At 46.5% G+C, this 21305-nt stretch carries 20 protein-coding genes and 1 pseudogene; 6 read left to right on the plus strand and 15 right to left on the minus strand.

What is annotated here, in order from left to right:
* Positions 1–35 precede the first annotated feature (35 nt).
* Positions 36–1481: an isochorismate synthase gene (locus ACOCLE_RS11395; protein ID WP_419536794.1), complete on the minus strand. Its 1446-nt coding sequence runs from the start codon at positions 1479–1481 to the stop codon at positions 36–38.
* 275 nt (positions 1482–1756) lie between these two features.
* On the opposite strand from ACOCLE_RS11395, the gene ACOCLE_RS11400 reads away from it, so the two are divergent.
* Positions 1757–2098: a hypothetical protein gene (locus ACOCLE_RS11400; protein WP_419536795.1), complete on the plus strand. Its 342-nt coding sequence runs from the start codon at positions 1757–1759 to the stop codon at positions 2096–2098.
* Positions 2099–2174: 76 nt separating this feature from the next.
* Here the strand turns inward: ACOCLE_RS11400 and ACOCLE_RS11405 are convergent, their stop codons facing one another.
* Entirely contained in the window at positions 2175–2429 is a 255-nt protein-coding gene (locus tag ACOCLE_RS11405; RefSeq protein WP_419536796.1) for a hypothetical protein, read from the minus strand.
* A 217-nt stretch (positions 2430–2646) separates the two neighbouring features.
* Here ACOCLE_RS11405 and ACOCLE_RS11410 point away from each other — a divergent pair, with 217 nt between their 5' ends.
* Positions 2647–3195: a hypothetical protein gene (locus ACOCLE_RS11410; protein WP_419536797.1), complete on the plus strand. Its 549-nt coding sequence runs from the start codon at positions 2647–2649 to the stop codon at positions 3193–3195.
* On the opposite strand, the gene putP is transcribed toward ACOCLE_RS11410, so the two are convergent.
* On the minus strand, positions 3192–4661 hold the full coding sequence (gene putP / locus ACOCLE_RS11415; protein WP_419537201.1) for a sodium/proline symporter PutP: 1470 nt from the start codon (positions 4659–4661) through the stop codon (positions 3192–3194). The two genes, ACOCLE_RS11410 and putP, sit on opposite strands and share 4 nt — an antisense overlap.
* A gap of 490 nt (positions 4662–5151) precedes the next feature.
* On the opposite strand from putP, the gene ACOCLE_RS11420 reads away from it, so the two are divergent.
* Both ACOCLE_RS11420 and ACOCLE_RS11425 read left to right on the plus strand, forming a co-directional pair.
* Positions 5152–6372, plus strand: coding sequence for a tyrosine-type recombinase/integrase (locus tag ACOCLE_RS11420; RefSeq protein WP_419533912.1), 1221 nt, complete (start codon positions 5152–5154; stop codon positions 6370–6372).
* 165 nt (positions 6373–6537) lie between these two features.
* Entirely contained in the window at positions 6538–6759 is a 222-nt protein-coding gene (locus ACOCLE_RS11425) for a hypothetical protein (protein ID WP_419533913.1), read from the plus strand.
* A 185-nt stretch (positions 6760–6944) separates the two neighbouring features.
* Here the strand turns inward: ACOCLE_RS11425 and ACOCLE_RS11430 are convergent, their stop codons facing one another.
* Genes ACOCLE_RS11430 through ACOCLE_RS11440 form a run of 3 tightly spaced genes read right to left on the minus strand, consistent with a single transcriptional unit; the run spans position 6945 to position 8601 of the window.
* The gene (locus tag ACOCLE_RS11430; protein WP_419533914.1) at positions 6945–7790 is read right to left on the minus strand and encodes a VUT family protein; all 846 of its coding nucleotides are present in this window, start codon (positions 7788–7790) and stop codon (positions 6945–6947) included.
* Between the two features lie 18 nt (positions 7791–7808).
* The gene (locus ACOCLE_RS11435) at positions 7809–8435 is read right to left on the minus strand and encodes a helix-turn-helix domain-containing protein (protein WP_419533915.1); all 627 of its coding nucleotides are present in this window, start codon (positions 8433–8435) and stop codon (positions 7809–7811) included.
* The gene (locus ACOCLE_RS11440) at positions 8353–8601 is read right to left on the minus strand and encodes a hypothetical protein (RefSeq protein WP_419533916.1); all 249 of its coding nucleotides are present in this window, start codon (positions 8599–8601) and stop codon (positions 8353–8355) included. The genes ACOCLE_RS11435 and ACOCLE_RS11440 overlap by 83 nt, the downstream gene beginning before the upstream one ends.
* A gap of 509 nt (positions 8602–9110) precedes the next feature.
* On the opposite strand from ACOCLE_RS11440, the gene ACOCLE_RS11445 reads away from it, so the two are divergent.
* On the plus strand, positions 9111–10346 hold the full coding sequence (locus ACOCLE_RS11445) for a hypothetical protein (protein WP_419533917.1): 1236 nt from the start codon (positions 9111–9113) through the stop codon (positions 10344–10346).
* On the opposite strand, the gene ACOCLE_RS11450 is transcribed toward ACOCLE_RS11445, so the two are convergent.
* Complete coding sequence (locus ACOCLE_RS11450; RefSeq protein ID WP_419533918.1) at positions 10322–10846, minus strand: transposase; 525 nt, start codon at positions 10844–10846, stop codon at positions 10322–10324. The genes ACOCLE_RS11445 and ACOCLE_RS11450 overlap by 25 nt on opposite strands.
* A 424-nt stretch (positions 10847–11270) precedes the next feature.
* On the opposite strand from ACOCLE_RS11450, the gene ACOCLE_RS11455 reads away from it, so the two are divergent.
* A complete protein-coding gene (locus ACOCLE_RS11455) occupies positions 11271–11879 on the plus strand; it encodes an IS4 family transposase (protein WP_419533919.1) in 609 nt (202 codons plus the stop codon).
* A gap of 626 nt (positions 11880–12505) precedes the next feature.
* Here the strand turns inward: ACOCLE_RS11455 and ACOCLE_RS11460 are convergent.
* From ACOCLE_RS11460 to ACOCLE_RS11495, 8 genes and pseudogenes are all read right to left on the minus strand, one after another.
* The gene (locus ACOCLE_RS11460; RefSeq protein ID WP_419533920.1) at positions 12506–12742 is read right to left on the minus strand and encodes a transposase; all 237 of its coding nucleotides are present in this window, start codon (positions 12740–12742) and stop codon (positions 12506–12508) included.
* Complete coding sequence (locus ACOCLE_RS11465) at positions 12739–13392, minus strand: IS982 family transposase (RefSeq protein ID WP_419533921.1); 654 nt, start codon at positions 13390–13392, stop codon at positions 12739–12741. The genes ACOCLE_RS11460 and ACOCLE_RS11465 overlap by 4 nt, the downstream gene beginning before the upstream one ends.
* Before the next feature lie 174 nt (positions 13393–13566).
* The gene (locus ACOCLE_RS11470; RefSeq protein ID WP_419533922.1) at positions 13567–13938 is read right to left on the minus strand and encodes a YybH family protein; all 372 of its coding nucleotides are present in this window, start codon (positions 13936–13938) and stop codon (positions 13567–13569) included.
* 39 nt (positions 13939–13977) lie between these two features.
* Positions 13978–15060, minus strand: a complete 1083-nt coding sequence (locus ACOCLE_RS11475; protein ID WP_419536798.1) for a hypothetical protein — start codon at positions 15058–15060, stop codon at positions 13978–13980.
* Between the two features lie 252 nt (positions 15061–15312).
* Positions 15313–16656, minus strand: a pseudogene (locus ACOCLE_RS11480) (IS1182 family transposase); the annotation flags it as partial.
* Between the two features lie 181 nt (positions 16657–16837).
* Entirely contained in the window at positions 16838–17881 is a 1044-nt protein-coding gene (locus ACOCLE_RS11485) for a transposase (protein ID WP_419533005.1), read from the minus strand.
* A gap of 308 nt (positions 17882–18189) precedes the next feature.
* Positions 18190–19944, minus strand: coding sequence for a leukocidin family pore-forming toxin (locus ACOCLE_RS11490; protein WP_419533925.1), 1755 nt, complete (start codon positions 19942–19944; stop codon positions 18190–18192).
* A gap of 297 nt (positions 19945–20241) precedes the next feature.
* On the minus strand, positions 20242–21195 hold the full coding sequence (locus ACOCLE_RS11495) for a hypothetical protein (RefSeq protein WP_419533926.1): 954 nt from the start codon (positions 21193–21195) through the stop codon (positions 20242–20244).
* Positions 21196–21305 lie beyond the last annotated feature (110 nt).

Below are 21305 nucleotides of genomic sequence, written 5' to 3' on the forward strand. Positions count from 1 at the left end.
TGCTTCAGGGTTTTCAGCAGGTAGGTTAGCAGGGCCTAAGAAAGTGCTGCGAAATCATGGTTACTAGCAACATGCTGTCCTGCCTGACCAGACAATACAGCGAAATCATCTTTTGATGTCTTCTGACGATCCAGAATATCCAGTACCGTTGCAATTTTGTTATTCAGCTCGACCCATTCATCTTCAGCAACAGAATCTTTCACAATACCCGCTCCGGAATAAAGCATCAGGGCATTATCAACCAAACGGGCGCTGCGAATCGCCACACTGAAATCACTCTTTCGAACACCAACAATCCCGCAAACACCGGCATACAATCCACGAGCATAGGGCTCATTTGCTTCAATAAACGACAATGCCTCTTCTCTTGGCGTTCCCCCTACTGCCGGGGTCGGATGAAGCACATCCAGTAACTGTTCATCACACACATCACGGTTCAATATTCCACGAATCTGGTAACGCAAATGCTGGATATGGCGAAGTTTAACAATAGAGTGACTGCGATCCGCTTCCAGGGACTGACAGAGTGGTTGCAGCTTATGGCAGATATCATCCAGAACCAGACGGTTTTCATGGATATTTTTACTGTCGTTCATCAGCAGGCTTTCCAGCTGGGAATCTTCAAGCAGGTTCTGACCACGTACAATTGTTCCTGCCAGGGCCTCAGTAGAAATAATATTTTCCAGTCGTTTAACCAATCGTTCAGGAGAGCAGCCAAAAAACGTTTGCCCCTCCCCCTGAAATAAAAACTGATAAGAATGCGGGTTCGCCTGCTGCCATGCATAAAGCAATGAGAATGGAGAGAGCTGCCCCTCAAGCTTCAGACACGTTTCCCGTGACAACACCACTTTATCCAGCACTCCTGATACAAAGGCCTGCTCAGCCTTGCCAACAAGTTGACTCCAGACATTCAAATCAGGCTGGTAACCTTCAAGCTGAAAAGTAAAGTCAGCCTCGGGCAACTGCTGGCTGTAGTTAAGTGTTGTGATAATCCCTAGAGCCTTACGAATACTGTTCTGGTATTCCAAAGCATTGTCAGATCTGAGGTTCACCCCCAACACCATTCCCTTGCGAGTCTGTAGCAGTTCCAACAGTGGCAAGATGACCATTCCATAACCAAAAGCTGACCATATTGAAGACTCATCATCCGCAAAAGAGAGGTAGCATAGGCAGTGACTGCTTGCATGCTCTGGCAAATGATTCAGGAGTTTTCGGACACTGGCAAATACTGAGGTCAGGTCCTGCCGGCAGGATAATTTTTCTGACCAGCTATAACCGAGAACCGCGATGGTATGATCGCCTTCCCTATCCCTCCAGAGCGCTGTTTCAGAACAGTCCTGCGCAGCCAGAAACCCCTGAAGGTGAATAGCTGGCAAAGGGAGCTCAATTCTAACAAGCCGCTTTTCAGGCAAAGGTTGTGTTAACAGCTTTTCCAACTGTTCCACCATAAATGCAAACTGAGCCTGAATTACACTGGTCAAGACATCCTGCCAATAAAAATAGTTAAAAATAAAGCATCGTAAGATAACGTAATTGTACGTAGATTGGCCACCGGTATCTGGATCGTATTTACCGAGAAAAGCCATACCTTTCCTACGGGTATAGCCAACTGAGTGTAATAGTAGATGAATTTTTCAACTTAACTTTTTATCATTGTGTTTCTTTTAACTCTGAAACACATACCTTTCATACAGAACTGAATCCTTGATCAGTTCCATCAGGTAGTCTTGTTCATCAGTACGGGTAACTATTCATCATGGCCACCAATGGGGAGTCAGCCAGAAAATGGCTGGAACAGAACAGGGAGCAGATCTCAGAAGAGCGAATTCTCCAAATACGCAGTAATCTGGCAAAGAAAATAAACCTGATGGCGGATACTGATAACCCGAATGAATCAGATGAACATCAAGGGTTGTTAGAGGCCCTTGATGTGATGGATGCCTGGCTTCAGGAGCGCGCCGCGCCACAGGAAACAGCAGAAGAAGCATCAATATTGGATTACGGCCCGCTTATTCAGGAGCCATCCGCCCCCCCCCCTCAGCTGACTCAGGAAGAGAAGCTGCGCCGGTTCCAGGATCTGCTGAAGACCACAAAATAATAACCATACTGTCAATGGTGAGGTTGTTCTAAATACGCCTAGAAAGAGACTGCCTCACCGGCTGAATGCCGGGGTATCACACCTTTAACCGCTCACATTCCTCAACGACCCGGTCATAAGTCCAGTCCCCACCTCCGGGATGTTTCACGTCATGCTCAATAAGTTTCTGACACATCTGCATAGGATTCAGTCCCTTTTTAGCCAGTCTCTCCAGTGTCTGTTTCAGCTCATTATCTGCTTCACTGAACTCCTGAGTACTCTTGGATCCCTTCTTTCTGACTGCAACTTTTATTTGTTTCATCGTCAATTCACCTAAAACAACGTGGGGCATTGGGAGGCTGCCTGAGAGCAGCCGCCTAGCGAGGATGGCAGAACATTGAGGATACGCATTACGTTTTATAAAAGGAATAATGCGCTATTCGCCAAACAAAACAGAACACTTAGACACGTTTGCTGCCAACTCAGCAGAGTGATCTATTCTCAGGCAGCCTTCAGGATAATCTATACTCTATTCATAGATTCTGCGCGCAGTAAAGCAGGAGTTTACTATGAAACGTCTCTACTACCTGACTGGCTCGCTTGACAGTGTAACCAAAATTACTGAAGACCTGCACCGGTATGGTATCACCGATTGGCACCTCCATGTTTTAAGCCGAAATGAAGCAGGCTTGTTTCACAGGCAGGTTCACAGTGCCAACATGTTACAGGAAAACGATGTACTTCACTCGGGAGAACTGGGTGCTCTAATTGGCGGTGTCATTGGCCTGTTAGCGGCTACGCTGATTGAGTGGTGGAACCCGATTGGGGTAGATATACCTCTACCCGCTCTTTTACTGATCGCTGGTGTTTTTACACTCTTTGGCGCATGGAGCGGTGGATTGGCCGGTGTCACTCGTGAGAACTACAAAACAGCACGATTCCACGATGACCTGGTAAAAGGTAAGCATCTGATTATGGTAGATGTATCAAAACAGCAGGAACAACGTGTACGTTACCACCTGAGCAGGTACCATCCGGAAGCCTGTCTTGCTGGCGAGGATACAACGCTGACCCTGCCTTTCAGCCCTAATTTCTGGCGTTATCCACGCCACAACTAGCCAGCAACCGGCTCGTCCTGACCCAATGGTGATTTCACAAGCGCCTGTACCTTCTGAAAGGTTTCCGACTCCTCTTCAGAAGGTGCTTTTCCGATCAGGCTAAACATCACTATTGCGATTGAGGCAGCGATGAACCCTGGAATAATCTCGTACACCTCGAAAATACCCCCGCTCATTGAGCGCCATATCACTACAGTAACCCCTCCCACCACAATACCAGAAAGGGCTCCTAACCCATTCATTCTTTTCCAGTAAAGTGAAAAAAGTAGCGCAGGACCAAAGGCTGCCCCAAACCCAGCCCAAGCATAGGCAACCATCTCCAGCACAGAACTGTCCGGGTTTAATGCCAGTACTGTTGCCAATACTGCAATACCAACAACTGCAATACGGCCAACTATTAGCAATTCTCCTGTAGAGGCATTGGGACGCAGCATATTTCGATAAAAATCCTCTGCAACTGCAGTAGAGCATACGAGCAACTGGGAATCTGCCGTGCTCATAATGGCCGCCAGGATAGCGGCCAGCAGAATACCTGCTATCACTGGATGAAAGAGAGTATTAACCATCAACATGAAAATGGCTTCGGGGTCGTCTAACACTAACCCCTGTCGCTGGGTATAAATGATACCTGTCAGCCCGACCAGCAACGCTCCCAACATACAGATCCCAGTCCATGAAATCGCAATACGCCGCGCAAGTATTAACTGGTTGCTGGACTGCACTGCTTTAAAACGGGCCATGATGTGTGGTTGACCAAAATAGCCCAGTCCCCAGCCCAATAATGACAAAACAGTAATCACAGAAAGAGCTTCACCATTAATATCTGTGAACAGATTGGTCAGATGGGGGTTCAATTGTTCAATCTCAGTAAACACCTGCTCTGCTCCACCCGTCACCTCCAGTACCGTCACAGGAACAATCAATAGTGCCGCAGACATCAGTAGGCCCTGAACCAGATCAGTCCAGCAAACCGCCAGAAAACCGCCAAACAGTGTGTAAGAAACCACACTGAGCATGCCAAGAATCACAGCCAGCTCGTAGTCAAAACCAAAAACCGACTCAAAGAGTTTACCGCCAGCTACCAATCCTGAACTGGTGTAAAAAAGAAAGAAAATTAAAATAAAACCAGCACTGACTGGCTGCAGGATATATTTCAGATCAGAAAAACGATTGGAGAAAAACTCAGGAAGAGTGAGCGAATCATTAGCCACTGCACTGTATATTCTTAAGCGGCGCGCAACCAGAAGCCAGTTCAACCAGGTTCCTCCAAGCAGCCCTAAACCTAGCCAGATTGCTTCAAACCCAGCAGCAAATGCATACCCCGGTAGACCAAGCAATAGCCAGCCACTCATATCAGAAGCACCAGCGCTTAGTGCTGCTGACCATGGCCCTAATGAACGGCCACCTAGAAAATAGTCAGAGGAGTTTTGCGTTCTCTGCCAAGCTATATAGCCGACACCCAGCATGGCAACAAAGTAGACAAGAAAGGTTATTGTTATTTGTATTTGATTTTCCACGAAGGGTTAGCTCTTGCTGGAGGTTATAACTTCAACGTTAGTTCATGGAAAAATCGGTAAACTACTTACAAGTTATTTATTAAGAAAGTATGTAATCCCAAACAAAAGCGTCAGAATTCCGCCTTAATTTAATGTTGAAAATGCTTGCCGTGATCTAATTTCCCTTCCTATATTTTTTTACCACACAGCAAAAACCCCGACGGATTGCTCTATCGGGGTTCTCTAATTGGTGCCTGGCGATGACCTACTCTCACATGGAGAGGGAAGGTCGTAGAAACCCTGCTATTAGGTACTATATCACCAATAATGAACAACCCTACACCCCTTGATATATCTGGCACTCTGAGCTAATTAGTAAGATCATACCAGAAAGTTGCAATACCGTTTCGGCAGACTGAGTCCGAATCTATTCCGAATCAATGAGCAATGATTGGGGTTGATGGAGATGATCAAGAAAATCACTGAAAGCAGTGTATCAAAAATGGGTGAGAAAGCCCTCAGGGACAATGAGATCCGTGGGTTCTCCTGCCAGTTAAAGAAAACCGGCAAGTACTTCTACTACGAATACAAATCCCCCGTTACCGGAACCAACCGAAAACACCCCCTTGGCAAGCATGGGGAGATTACCGTCGAACAGGCCCGGACAATGGCAAGAGCAGCTTCTGGGGATGTGGCAACGGGTAACGACCCGCAGGAACAAAAACGAGAGCGTCGCAAGGCGATTGAAAAAAACCGACAAAATACCCTGCGGGCTTTTATTGAAGGCGACTTCAGAAGCGTCACCCCTGAGGTAACGGCGGACGAAGCCGAGAAAAACATCAAACGTCATTTCGCAAAGTGGCTTGATAAGCCCATGTCCCAGATTACCGCCTTTGATATGAGCAAGTGGCTCAACAATTACCCCGGCGCCCCCACGGGTGGCAACCGGATTATGAACGATCTTCGGGGCATTCTGACCAAAGCCGTCGCGGCTGGCTATCTGGAGAAAACCCCGATGTCCGAAGTCAAACGGCTCAAAGAGGACAAGAGCAAAAAGATCAAATACCTGACCCGTGACTATGAGAAAAAACTCATGGCCGGTCTGGATCAATACGACGAGTACCGTCGGGAACTGGATAACCAGTACGAAGGCAAGTTTGCCGATATGCTCCGGCCATTAGTCATGGTGGCCATCCACACCGGCATGCGCAAAGGTGAATTGCTCAACCTTAAAGTAAACGACATTGATTTCTCGTCCGGGGTCATTACCGTGGTGGGTATGGGGGATCATTCCGACAGCCACCCAAAAAAGAAAGCACGCACCAAATCACTCCAGACCCGATACATTCCGATGAATCATGTTTCATCCAGCATACTCAAAGTCTGGCTCGACCAAACAGGCCACACCGACCTGGTCTTCCCAAATAGCTCTGGCCAGAGAGCCAGTCACAAGTACATTGACCGCCGTTGGTATAAAGCCAGGGAAGCGGCTGGACTGACCGGCAAAATCGATTTCCATGGGTTGCGGCATACCTTCGGCACCCGCCTTGCTGAGCTTCGAGTGGATCTTGTCACCATCCAGGAGCTCATGGGCCATGAGTCATTGGATGTCACCGCCAAATACCTCCACACCAGCCCGGAACGGAAACAGATGGCCATATCAGAGTTGGAAAGCTATTAATCTGCAACACGATTCAACCATGGACTCCCCTGTCAAAACGTGGCAACAATAAGTATTGATACGTATCAATACTTACACCTTCCAAGTGGTTAATAATCGCGCACCTTCAGGAGGACAGGCTGACGCCAGACCTGCAACCCACGACACAGGGAATCATCACCAGTCATGATAAAAATTGAAAAATACACACTGCGGGATGGGCAAACCGGTTGGCAGGCACGATTTCAGCTTGAGGAAGGCGACACATCGGAGACCGTTCACACCCGTCGTTTCAGCTGTGCCAAATACGGTGCGCTGGCCTTTCAGAAGGCACTGGAATGGATCGAACGGCAATACTATCAGCCACAAATCGAAGCGTTCGATGATGTGCCCGGTCAGCTTGATTAACCAATGTCTGAACGGGTCAGTGTGCCCGACATTGAATAGCCGCTGACGATAACCAGATCACCAGGGCCAGATTGCCTATTGCAAAAGGATCGACTGACCCGACTCTGGCTTGCGGCGACTATTTAGCCCCACTTTACCGCTCGGGTCTCTGCCTGTTGAGTACACGACCAGTTTATAATGAAGCCCTACTTCACGTATTCACGACGCCACTGCCGGGTTCCATACACAATCACCGTGCCGATAACCAGAAAACAGAGCGACAGGATGATCTTTGACAACGTGGTGTCCTTGATCAATTCGCTCACTGCATCATTATGCCAAAATTCACCAAAGCGAATAAAACCGCCTACGGGCGCAAAAACCACCATGGCAATCACAGACGATAAAGCCGAGCGAATCACAAAGCCTCGGTTCTGCATCTTTTTGCGAAGCTTATGGAAAATCCCGATATTGATCATATCGGTCACAAACAGGGCACATCCCAGGGCCATAAAATTACCGGTCAGTTCCCTGATCAGCGGGTCCAACCCCATCCATTCAGCCCACCACTGTCCCAGCAGACCGACCACCATCAGCACAGCAGAGACATCGATTACCAAGCCTCTGGCCCGGCGATACCCATAGAGTTCTGAAATACAATCCAGAAACGTAAAGGACAGCGAAAAAAACAGTGATCCGCCAGTCAGGATAACACCCAGCAACTCAGTCTGCCCGAGAAACGCCAGGGGGCAGAGAATGACCACCGCCATATACGCCAGGCGCAATACCCGCAGCAGGGTATGTTGTGAGGAGACTGAGAAGGAGTGTCCACCGAAGGTGCAATGATCGGTGAACACAAACGGATGGCCTTGCAACATCTTGTGGAGCCTGGCCCGATCCTGTCGGTTCAATTCATCCACCTGACCGGTTTCTATGAAGGTTCGGATTTTGCGGTGTGTGGTCAGACCGGCCTTGACGACCAGCACCTCATCCTTTTCCGGGTCGTAATCGATTAATCGCATAGTGTTAACAGCCCTGTTGTTATTGTTCATGGTCCATCATCACCCCTTTTACTTTCTGATCACCTCCTCACTGGGTTCTGCCTGCCAGTAGTCCATGTTTCTCACTCTGCCGATCACCTCCATATCGGGATCTTTGCTATACACGCAATCCATTCCCTGGTAATGGGCAACAAAACTGCCCAGTCGCTTTCGCCCCTCCCCGTTGATCCAGGCAACAAAAAAACCTGGGCCCGGGCGCGATTCCTGCTCTACCGTCAGCAGCGTGTAGGCCGGAAAATAGTCATTGGTCTCCGGAACATAGAGGTACCGATACCGCTCCTCCTCCACCGGTATATGCCGGTGGCTGCTGAAAATATTCGGTACTTCCGCCTCGATATCGTAACTGTCGCCTTCGTTTGGTACGACCGTTACCGTTCTGAAGTAGCGGCGATGCCGGGGAACCGTGCGTTCATGGTCGTACGGTTCACCAATTCCGGCGCCCAGCCAGTGAGGGCTTACCCCCATGGCTTCCGCCAGGGTATCGAGGTACTTATGAGGGGTACGAATTTCGCCCTGGGATAACCGGTAAAGATACCCCCGGTCAATGCCCGTTTTACGGGCCAGTTTGGGTACGCTGGAAATGGCTGCCAACTCCATGGCCTGTTGCAGCCGTCTGGCCATCTCCGGGTGATTCATGGTGCCTGCCCTCCTGCCCATAACGGCAGCGAATAACATCCAGTGCGATGACCAGCCATTTTTCGCCACGGCGGTCCAGTTTATCCAGCTCCGTAACGATGATGGTCAGCGACTGATTCATCTCGTTGAGATCCAGAGGAAGGTTCGGTGTGCCATCTACGTCCATGTAGAAAGTCCTGCAGTTCGTTTATGAAAACTACCTACCGAATGTTTATCGTATTAACTCACCCTGAAGATTTCAACACTGTTTGCTGAATTTTGTACCACTTTTTAAACAGACCGGAGACATGATAAACATTCACAGACAATGGAGCCGCCAACCGGGATGCATTTGACCTGCCCGCATCACTGCAAAAAGCTATTCAAAAATAGGAGAAAACCGTATGAAAGGAGCACTCAAGCTTGAGGAGGGAAATAGGGGGAAGGAAGAGAGTCCTGTGCAACCGACACAAAACCACGGGCATGGGTCAGACAAATTTCCGTCAAGAAGTAACGGCCACGGCTAGTGCAGCCAAGCGCTAACCCCCATACAGTATTATATCTGTAATGGCCGACCTTTTATGAGTCCAAGTCTCTTCCAATATGAAATGAGCCTGAAGGGCAGGCTTGTTTCTAGCACGAAATGAGCCTGTAGTTTTCTGTACAGTCGTTCATGATGAGGACATGAAAATCATCATGAACACCCACTTCATAAAAACGCTTGACGATGTGAAAACCCTCTTGTCACAAGAGGCTTGTCTTGAGCCCGGCTGGGACTCCAAAGACGAATGCTATCAGTGGATAGAGCAAACCCTCAGTCACTTTAAATACCGCTCTCTTGGTAGAGAGGGTAAGGGGCTTATCAGGCGTTACCTGACCGTAGCCAGCGGCTATTCGACGGCTCAAGTAACCCGGCTTATTAACCAGTACACCAATAAAGGCACTGTTAAGCGGCATCACTCTTCCAACAATGGCTTCAGGACAAGATATACCAAAGCCGATATTCGCCTTCTTGCCCACACTGATCGGCTACACAGCGACTTGAGTGGGCCTGCCATCAAAAAAATTTGTGAACGAGCATTTCAGCAGGGAGATGGCCGGTATGAACGGCTGGCAACCATCTCCATTTCTCATCTCTATAACCTCAGGCAATCCAAGACCTATGAACGAACCAGAGGGAACAAAAACAGTACACGCTCAACGCAAAGAGCGATTGGTGTGCGTCGCAGGCCTGATCCTCAAGGTCGACCGCGCTATATCCGGGTTGACACGGTACACCAGGGCGATAAAGACGGCGTTAAGGGGCTTTATCACATCAATGCGGTTGATGAGGTGACCCAGTACGAAGTGGTATGCACCGTTGAGAAAATCAGCGAGCGATACCTGGTGCCAGTGCTTGAAGGCCTGCTGGCAGGCTTTCCATTCAGGCTGCTGGAATTCCACTCGGATAATGGCTCAGAGTTCATTAATCATCAGGTAGCGGCACTGCTGAACAAGCTCAATATTGCCTTGTCCAAGTCCCGATCCAGACACAGCAATGACAACGCACTGGTTGAAAGCAAGAATGGTTCAGTGATCAGAAAGCTGCTGGGTCATGCACATATACCACAACACCATGCGGAGCAGTTTAACGAGTTTGATAAGAAGTATCTGAACCCTTACATCAACTACCATCGCCCCTGCTTCTACCCTGAAACCCTAATCGATAAGAAAGGGAAGGAAAAGAAGGTTTACCGTTATGAAAACATGATGACACCCTATGAGAAATTCCTGTCGCTTGACCAACCGGAGCAGTATCTGAAAGAAGGAATCACTCTGGAACAGCTGAAGGCAGAAGCGGAAGCCATGAGCGATAATGAAGCTGCTGAACAGCTTCAACGAGCACGGCAAACACTGTTTAAATCAGTTCATGAACGACAAGCTGAAGCATAGGTGTTACTACCTACCTTTAAGCTCATTTCTGGATTGGAAAATACTGTCCACTTAAAAGGCTTGGGCATTTTCTCATTGAAGAAGTCCACAAACTGCTGGAGACGAGCCTTCAGGTCTGCGGTCGATGTAAAACTGTTTCGTTTCAGAAAGCGCCTCACCAGAATCGAAAACCATATCTCTATCTGGTTCAGCCATGATGCGTGCTTCGGGGTATAGTGGAACACCACCTTGTGGGACACATCGCTCAAGTAAGCAGCCCGTGTTTTCATGTTCTTGAGAATGCCGGATTTCTTTTTAACTCCCAGCTCTTTTTCTGCTGTACCTTCAATTCTGGCGACCGCCCTGAACGCAGCCTCTGACATATGGGTATTCAGACGATCCATGACAAAATGCCAACCTGTAGCAGTTGGATCACTCATCAGCATGCTATCAAGCCAGCCTGCAAAATCTTGTTCCGTCCGGGTGTCTCTTACCAAAGTAATAATCTTGCCCGTTACCACATCCATTCCTGCCAGCAGGGCCTAAGTCCCGTGACGCTTATATTCAAACTCACGCTTTTCAATATGTCCGGACACTGTACACGACAAAAATCAGAAGTGTGTCAGCGGGATCCTCTATCTTGAGGTTTTTACCACAAAACTCCTCTCGACAATGGAACCTGCCGACTTACTCATTACGCAGTGTAGAACCTATCTGAACTGGAACAAGTGCCGACTGAGCGTCCTCGCCCATCTTGTGCTGAGTCTGCTGCAAAAGCAGATTGTAAACTTCACACACCTTGCAACCACCTTTCCCGGAAAGTCACAGACTGCATCCTGTTACCGCCGCATTCAGCGATTCTTTCTCGAAGTGGTTTTTGAGGACGCTGTTACAGCCAGGATAATCGCTGGCCTGATTGCACCTTAGTGCAAAGGGCAACTCAGCATGGATCGAACTAACTGGATGTTTGGGATTTTCAAAATCAACATCCTGTTTCTGGCTAGTAACTACAAGGGCATGGCTATCCCGATTTTATGGACGCTCCTGCCCAAGAAGGGGTGCTCGAATACGGCGGAGCGCATTGAGCTGCTACAGAAATTTCAAAAGATATTTCCTGAACAAGCGATACAGCGTTTACTCATGGACAGGGAGTTTAAGGGCAAGCGCTGGTTGAAATTTCTGGTTCATAGGAACTGGCCTTTTTGCATCAGGGTTCCCTGCAACACATTGGTCCCCAATAAACACCAAAACCGGTTATTACCGGTGACCAGAATATTTTTACTGACAACCGGTGAAACCATGGCCATCAGACAGCCAATAAAAGTGTGGGGGCAAATGGTCTATCTTGCGGCCTCTAAAAAAGGTAATGATCCAATGGTGATCATTTGCAATACTGAATCTTGGCGTGCCATTGAAGATTATCTCCAAAGATTGCAAATAGAAACCATGTTTCAAGCTATGAAAGGCAGAGGTTTTAACCTTGAGGAAACTCACCTGAAGGATCGGGATAAAATATCAAAGTTGCTCTGTGCCTTGGCATTAGCCTTCTGCTGAGCATATAAGACGGGAGATTGGATAAACGATGCAACCCCGGTCAAGCTAAAAAGTCATGGCCGAAAAGCGCAATCCATCTTCCGTACAGGACTGGATTATCTTGCCAGAATTCTCCATCACGTTGATAAATGGCTGGAAGAAATATGTGGAGCAGTGGAGCTGCTATTTGAAGTCAGGTGGGAGAAGGCTTCATGAAAATTGTTGTGTACAGTGAGCCATGATATTTATAAACTGTAAAAATATCAGGCTTAGTGAATAATGGCTAAACCGGTTATTTCTGTTTTCGTCGAATATAATCGGTCTTAATACTCGAATTCCCATAATGGGGCGCAGTGAATAAAAGATTACGAATATCTCAACCACTAACGACAACATAGCCATCTTCAAGATTCAGCATGTTCCCTTAATCTATAGAAACTTCAATTTGCAGAACGATGCTTTTGGTAGAGCTGGAAATAACAGAAGCGGGCATGACAGTTAACTATCATAAGAGGTGTTCCTATAGTAGCTACTAGTAGCTACGCGAAGACCGACTTTTGACTTATAGAACAAGAAATAAATACTACATGGCCGACCGAAAACCCATTTTGAATGCACACTGCCTGTCATGCCCGAAAACCGTGTTTTCAAGCAGTTATTAAACTCTCAAACTGAATAGCAGGCTTACCAGCCAGTACATTTAGGAATACACCTACGTTGTAAGCCAGTAACTTGCGGGCTATTCTTGCCGTCATGCGCCACATATTACGGCAGCCACTGTGCTCAATATCGAAATAATGTGCCAACTGTCCAATGACAGTTTCGATTCTGCGCCTGACCCGCATGATCAGTTTGACGAATTTTTTTGGCCGGTTATCTTTCATGTTTTTTTCAATGGCGTTTGCAGGTCGATACCAATTGCTTCGCAATCTTCTTTGAAAATCGGCTTAATGTAGCCTTTGTCACCCAACAACAACCCGGCTATCGTTTCTATCAAATCGTAAGCTGCGTCTCTCTCGTCAACGTTCGCAGGTGTCAGGCTCAGTGAAACTGGAATGCCCGTCATTGAAATTAACAGATGCCCCTGAAAGCCAAAAAATTTCTTGTCTTTTGAAGCACAGTAGCCATAAGCCACTTCGTCATTAAATATTTTCCGACGTTTTGCCCGAACCCGCTTGCACACCTCTATGGGAAAACCATCAATCAGGTGAACATCATCACTGTCAGCGCCCAATATCTGCACCAGACGCTCTGTGATTTTTTGCTTTACAGCCCAGAGGTTCGCCCCCTGTGAGGCCAGCTTGGTTCTGGCGGGAATGCCTGGAAAAAAGTGTAGCCAGTGTCGTCGAAAATATTTCCAGATATCCTTGTCCTTGTGATGTCCAAGCCATTCGCCCACTATTTCAATGGTAAGAACCTCGCTATCACTGAGCTTGGGCTCATAGCCACGAGTACGTAAAGGTCTGGGAAAAAGCTTATTGAATAAATCATCAATCAGACAAAAGACATTGATGATAAACTCTTCTTCAGGCATGACTGTCACCGGCTATATGAGCAATCTGTTTAGAGCGCAGATTAAGGTGTAGTCATGCCTTATGAAAAGTCGGCCTTCGCGTTAGTAGCTGTGAAAATAGAGTTCTATTATTTCAATCATTCAGAGAGAGTCCACATCGATACTCATTACCAACTAGCCAAATATATAACCGCATTAGACGACCGCTTCTAATTCGGCTTCACGCATTAAAACATAACCATTATCCTGTAAAGCCCACAACTCTTTATGGATTAAACCACTTGCTTTATTCATCGTCCAGCTACCTCGCAATATGATTTGGTCACCAGCTACCCTCGTCATCTGAATACCAAAATACTCCAGTACCTTGAGATCTTGGTCAATCAAACTTTGCCAAAACGCCTTGATTTCATCGACACCTGAATAAGAACCAAAAGGTGAAATATGTAATACTGCATTTTTTTCATAAAAAGCGGAAAATCCGATAAGATCACCAGAATTAAAGGCCATTCGCCACGCTCTGCTGGCTGATTCCACCGCCGGAAATATTTCATTGATAAGCATCATACATCACGACTAAAGTAATTTTTCACTAATTGAATATATTTAAACTTCTTCTAAACCATCTCTTGGGTAATCTCTACCCGAATGACGATCTCTAGATAAGCACTTTGAGTTACAACACCTTTCTATAATAACAATTAGAACAGTAAAGCCAAGGATTAGAAGAGGACCATACAGCAGGGCATATTCATTTTCGCAACCTCGCTTACTCTGATCCAAACATTTAGAAAGGCTGTCGGCGAGCCCTTTATAATTTGCAGCAATGGCAGTACTCATAGTAGTCAACACGCCTGCTTCTATTAGAGGTGTCTTATATGGCTCCAAAGCGGAAGCAATTCTCCTTATTCTTCCATCCTTATATTGCCTGGATAAAGAATCAAGTTTAAAACTCTCTAATTTACCAATTAGCAAATCAACCTCAGCTTTTTCAACAAGAGAAATGTCTTCATCTAGAGATTTCAATTTAACCAGAACAACTACAGCATCACTTAAAACTGTATTGTAAATACGCTCAAGACAGTCAATCATCGATTCCGTAAATTTTATATTTTCTTTATTACTATCCTTACTATCAATAGAGCTTATTATTAAATTGAAATTATCCAAGGTGGACGCAGTCGATTTTGCCAAATCAATAACCCCTTCCACATAACTCGCTTTATGCTCACCCTCCGATGTGCATAATCGTGTAAATGAATTCTTCAATTCATCCAAATCTCCTTCCATTCTGGTAAATAACGGTTCTATTTCATTGCCGAAACCAGCACTATTTTCTGCTTTATATTCAGCTGGTCTTCCAGTAGCAACGTCACCATCAAGTCCACCTTCTTGCTGTATAGTGGATTCTGTCAAACCAATGACCCCACCCACATCACTCGGCCTATGTACACTCTCCGATGCGAGTAATCGTGTAAATAAATTCTTCAATTCATCCAGTTCTCTTTCCATTCTGGGAAATAACGATTCTCTTTCATTTCCGAAACCAGCACTATTTTCTGCTTTATATTCAGCTGGTCTTATAGCAGCATCGACACAATCAAGTTCATCAACTCCATCTTCTTTCTGTATTTTTAGTTTTCTGTCGAATATGCCTTGCCCCTGTACACTGGTGACAACATCTCCCAATTTCAAACCTTTGTTTCTAGAATCACTAATAAATCGAAAAAAATCACCTCTAGGAGTCTGTCGGACTTTGGGGGCTAACTAAGAGAAACAGGGCTTAAATTCTGAAATTTTCCGAATCTGGCTTCAACAGAAACTTTTTTTGATTTTTGCCCTCTTGACCCAATTCCAGATGTGAATCAAAAACACCCTGTTAATGGCTAAAAAAACCATAGAAATAGAGATTTTCTGAGCGTCTTTCAGCATTAGGCTAAACATTTTCTTCAGGTTAAAGGCCATACACAGAAGTGTCCATTCTGCAGACACTGCTTCAAGACCGCGAACTAGAAATTGACGGTAGCCCATCACCTCTTTCTGTATCCCAAAGGTGGGCTCAATTGTACTTTTCCTCAAGGCATATATCGCCCTTCCTTCCCGCGTCTGCAAACGCCAGCGCATTAAATCCAGAGCCGTCACATCATCGCCTTCCGGCATCGGTTCATCAGCCTTGAAACGCTCCAGTAAGGGCTTGTTATGGGCATCCCGCTTTTCAGCAATGTAGGGAATGGCACCGAAGTCATGCACTGCAGTTACTGACGAATTGCTGAAATATCCGGTGTCAGCAAGTAACGCTTCCGGTTTGCCGATCCATTCTGATCGAGCAGCCAGTACTTCAAGAGCAGGCGCTATCTGTTGTTTGTCATTCGTCGCCTGAGTAACATGATTTTCAACAATAAGACCACTCTCTGTATCCACTGCTGCCTGTACGTTATACGCCTGCACATAACCGTTGCTGGTCGGCATGATCCGCGACTCCGAATCAGTCAGGTTAACCTGGTCTTTGTCTCCGGGACCGGGCGTTGGGGCTTTGGGCTCTCTCCCTCGTGGCTTTTTACCCGTTTCCCTGATGGCATCACGACGGTCGACTTTTTCCTTATGTTCTGCAAGTTCCTGCTGATAGCGCTCTTCGGCTCGTCGTTCAATTTCAGCCTTGGCATCGGCAATAACCTTGAGTCGATCTTCCCTGCGTTTCAGTTCTTCAGGAATGGATAATTCATCAGGCAGCTGTTCGGTATTGACCTTATCCGCCATTTTTTGAAGCGCTTCTACTTCTGCCTTTAGTTGTTCTTCAAGCTTGCATGCGTGCTTATAACTGAGTGCCTTATGTTTGCTGGCATTGGCTTTCATTTTGGTGCCATCAAGACTGATAGAACCCATCTTCAACCAGTTGGCTTCGCGGGCAATCAGTAATATCTGAACAAACAGAGAACTGATTTCTTTACGGAACCGTTTACGAAAGGTATTGATGCAATCATGATCCGGATGTTCGTTAGCGCAGATGTACCGAAAGGCGATGGAGTCATAAGTTGCCTTCTCAAGCTTGCGGCTGGAAAAGACGCCTGTCACATACCCATAAAACAACAAGGACAGCATAAGGGATGGGTGCCAGGCTTTCGAACCTACGCCTTTATAAGCCTGAGTAAAAGCTGAGAGATCCAGCTGTTCAACAATCTCAACAACAAAGCGGGCAAGATGCACTTCTGGCAGATAGTCCTGAACACTGGCAGGGAATAAGTCAGGAGTATTTCGGTCAATAGGCCTGAAAATCCAATTTTTCATTGATGGGGTATCTGCCAGAAAAAGTTATGTTGGGATTGTACTCAAAATTTATGCAAAGTCCGACAGACTCCTAGTACTTAAACTCCTACCAAGAAAGCGGCGATCCTCAGTCTTCACAAGGCGAGTGGTTTCGCATTGCCCATCTATAAACGATGACATACCAGCGCGACTATAATAGAACTTACGCATTGACAGCTCTGATAAAAGATGGTCTCAGCCAGTCTTTACCATCAGAGAAGCTCTTAATGAAGTCCCAAATAGCATCCTTGAGCGCATCATTCTTAACGCGATAGATGCTACTGAGAGATTCAGATACTTTCTTGGCCTGAAGGCAGGCATACCCAAAGATAGAGGCAAAAATATGGTTCCTGACCTGCTGCTTTCCTCTCACCTGAAAGCGCTCAATACTGCAGAGTTGTTTCAGCGCCCGGTGATACTCTTCGATCGCCCAATGGTGCAGGTGAAGTTCATTAAAGCCTACCTGTGGTGATACCTCTGATCCAGCATGGGGTGTGTAGACGACGTAATGGCGCAGCTCGTTTTTTAGCCGCGTCCGGTACAAACGCACAGAACCAAAATTACGTAGCCAAACGGTTATTCCCTCTTCAGGAATCTCCAGGCTCTGCACTTGTTGGTAGTCACCCTTTTGGATAGAAACAGTACGGTTGCTTTTAACGGCAAACATAAAACCCAGACCGTTGTTTTTCACAGTCTTCAGGTTTGCGGCACTGCTATACCAGGAATCCCCCGTAACAAATGCAGGTCGTAAGCCCCATACAAGTACTTCTTTCAGCATCTCGAGAAAATAATCATTTTTGGACTTTCCGTCCGCAGAGTCATAGATACGGAAATTGACAGGAAGGCTATAGCCTTTGATATCGGTGTAATAGAGCGTTATGAGATTAATGCCCTTGACGGCTTTATGATGCTTGCCCGAGTAATGATAGCCGATGAATGCCGTGTAGTTACTGTACGGCTTATCCAGCACCGTATCATCAACCGATAGCGTGCCCCCATCAAGAATCAGCCTTGCGGCTACTTCCATGAAAAGGTCATTGGGAGCAAAGTCTTCACGTTGTAGAAAACGGTTAACGCTGTGGTGTGACATATCTCCGATCTCACTAAGGCGAGTACAGGTTGCTGATTTCGGCTCACACAATAGAAACCCTGTATATTTCGGCAAATCACACCCAGCTGTTGTAGGTCTTGTTATCTTTCTACGCACGACGACATCCGCTATTTTTTGCTGATCTAGCAATTTTTACAGCTGCCTGTCAATGCGAAAGTCCTATATAACTATGAAGCTGCATTATTCCCACCAAAAGTTAACTTATATTCATTACCGTTTAATTCGCTGTTTTGACAGTTGCCTCTAATTTTTTATCCCCTAACTTCCATAATTAATGAAAACACGAACGAGCCAAAAAATTAGACAGAGTTATTCTTTTGGTCATTCACCCCAAAAAACAATACCATATCAAATAACCAGAAATATTCGATGCCATATGCCCAGCTACTTGTTAAAGGCCACAGTCACATCAATACACTTAATTCATTTCGCCATGACGAATTCAGGCCATCTGACAAAGGTTCAGAAATGACTTCGATCTGATCGCTTTCTTCACCGTGCCATTGCAAAACCAGATTATGACCATGGTCGTCAATTTTACGAGAGACCAGTTTTTCATCTTCCCAATACCACTTCTGACTCAGATTTTCATTACAGGTGCCGACATAAAGGCCGTTATTATCATCTATACCCAAACACTGGTTGTTGCCACTTCGGCTTTTATAACGTTCTTTAGCATCAAGCCCCCAGGTTTGATGGCGATTATTGGGTACGCACGCCTTAGCGATAATCTGTCCATTCTGGTTTGTCAGGCAAAGGTTATCAGCATACAGTGACCGAAGTTTTACATGTGCTTCAGGCTCAAATATGGGGTGAGACCAATCAACGGTTACAAACGCCTGAGTGGACTGGGTCAGGCTGGAAGCACCTGCGGGTTGGTACCAGCCAAACAGAAAGTCCCAGCCAACATAGCCAAACTGAGCCTTAATATTTGTGGCCGCCGTCACAAGGAATTTGGTGGTGCCGTTTTGCTCTGGCGATACTTCATACACTACGTCCATGTTAGGTACGAAGTTGCTGTACGCTATAGGGTTAATTTTGTTTTCATCCCACATCTTGCCGCCCCAGGCAATACCGGCGGTAAAATAGCACCCCAACTCATTCCTCAGTAGTAATTGACATTCGTCAAGACTCCGCTCCCAAGTAACGGAAAAATTATTCTGACTGCTGCTGTTTCTGATTCGGTACTCCTTTGTATCCCAGGAGAGCGATCGTGACATCGAGAGTCCAAAGGAGGCACCCACTTCAGCAGAGCCTTTTGGTCCTTCAGCACTCAGTTCAGCACCGACCTTACCATTAACACCGATGCTGACGGTACTGACCTGTTGGTGGTTATACTCAGGATTTTCGTTACTTGGAAGCCCTGACATAATTGTCGGTTGAACACCACTGACCGGCTCAACGCTCATTGAATAAGAGTGCGCAAAGGGGCCAAGACGGGTATGTCTGTGAATGTTGCTTTGCTTCCAGGCATTCTCCTGAAGTAAACGATCCCTGAGATGTATGCCGGCACCGGTATTCCCATCAGAAACGGAAAATCTCACCAGTTTGACATTTCGTGTGTTACCTGAGTGATCGGGTTTCGGTGCAACCACTGAACGGATCATGGATACATTAACATTGACATCAATGGAGGCATCACCTTGGCAATAATCCATGGTTCCGTTGAAGTCTTTAGAGTCGTGCAAATTGCAGCGAATGTTTCGTCGAGTTAACTTGAGGTTGAAATTTTTCTCGGGAATGTAAGGGACATGATTCCCAACACTCCTGGCAGATGTCATGGAAAATGGTATTTCGTAGTCTCTGGCTTGCGTGAGGGCGCTGGGTAGATCAGATTCCATATCAACGATCAGTGCCTGAAGGGCTTCAGAACTGCTTGCCAGTCTAAACTCTGGTTGACCGTTTTGCGACCTGAGGACGACATACGGTGCACTCACCGCTACCCCCGTCAACTGAATCAATTTATTTTGTATCCGCTCCATGGTCTGTATGGAGGCAGGACCTGCCTGAACGAAGTCCGGACTGGAAAGAATGATTGTTGCACCACCATTAAAGGCTGACATGATTTCGGCATATGGGTCTTCATCACCGGTAAGATCAACATAAAGACGATCATAGGGTCCCAGTTCCAAAGCATCCAAACCGCCATTCACATCCATGGCTTCAGCCTGTATGCCTGATAAACGACTGAAGTTACCTACACGATAGTCCGCGGACGAAGCGGTCAGTGAATACAGGATGGCACTGGTTGCCACTATGCCAGACACCAAGGTTACGTTCATTTCAAATCACCCAGTTGTTTATCGTTAGTTACCTTAAACTAAGCATTGACAGCCTATTTTTCGGTAAATTCAAGATCATGCGGCCAGTGCCCACTGATATCGATAGCTTTGTTGCCCACAGGCCATATTCCCAACAAAGATTTCCAGAAATAATGCTTTTTTGTTTCCGAATTATTAAAATATGGTTCGATAATTGAGTATGAGATCAACGTTAGTCGCATCCAATGGAATTTCACCTAAAGTTATCCCCGAATAGGCGTAGATACTGGCGGATCGATGCGTTTTACCAGTCTCAGGACACTCATAATCAAGGTCAGCGTGAATGGAATAGTTGCCGTGGTTATTAACTTTAATTTCAAAAAATGAGATGGGCTTGAGCCAATTCGGGATGACTCTCTCTCCATCAATGGATGAAAAGGTGAAGGCGATGGGAACAGCCTCAACCACATCGGTCAGATCCGAAGGCCATATAAAACTGACAACTTGCCCGCTCACATGCGTTTGATAATAACCAGCAGACACACTACCCTGACCTGTTAGTCCTTTGAGTAGTTCAGCACTGCCGCTGATTTGAAATTCAGAGTTATTCAATTCTGAGCCCAGTGACAGTCCGGCGTCGGCCATGATAACACTGGTAATCACACCAAACCCCTGAATAATTCCGTTATCAACCAGCATGTTGTTGTTATGAGCCACCGATTTCAGTATGTTCATTTCTCGATGCAGGGTATCAACAGGGTTTCTCATCACCTGTTGAGCTTGAAGTGCCCACTGGGCAACCATTGATCCGCGTTTGGCAAATGCCCAGGTCATCTGAGCGTTACCAGAAGCCTCAACAGCGTCAAGCTCAGCCCCCAGATTCAAGCCTGATTGCTGCACGTGACCTTTGGTCAGCACCAACGATTTATTCAGTGGGATCGACTCTATCTCAGGGTCATCTATGTCGACACCGGAATACCTGAATGTGCCCGTTGTGGCATCAATAATGCCGATGGCACCCACCTTTATGCTGGAGCTTAAATTCCAGTTCCCCCACCAGTGTGGGTAGGTGGTTCGGATTAACTGGTTAAATTGCTTGTTAAAGTAGCCTGGTGTCAAAGGTGAAGCGGCATGAGCCATCTCGGCCAAGCCACATACAAAGCTTAAAAGCCAATACCAGCCAACACATCGCCAAGTCTTACCTAGTCGAGGAACTTGCATAGCGGGAGAAAATTGGAAAGACATAAAAAAGGGGCGTA

The sequence above is a fragment of the Endozoicomonas sp. genome (assembly GCF_965196975.1).
In the GTDB taxonomy this organism is placed as follows: Bacteria; Pseudomonadota; Gammaproteobacteria; order Pseudomonadales; family Endozoicomonadaceae; genus Endozoicomonas.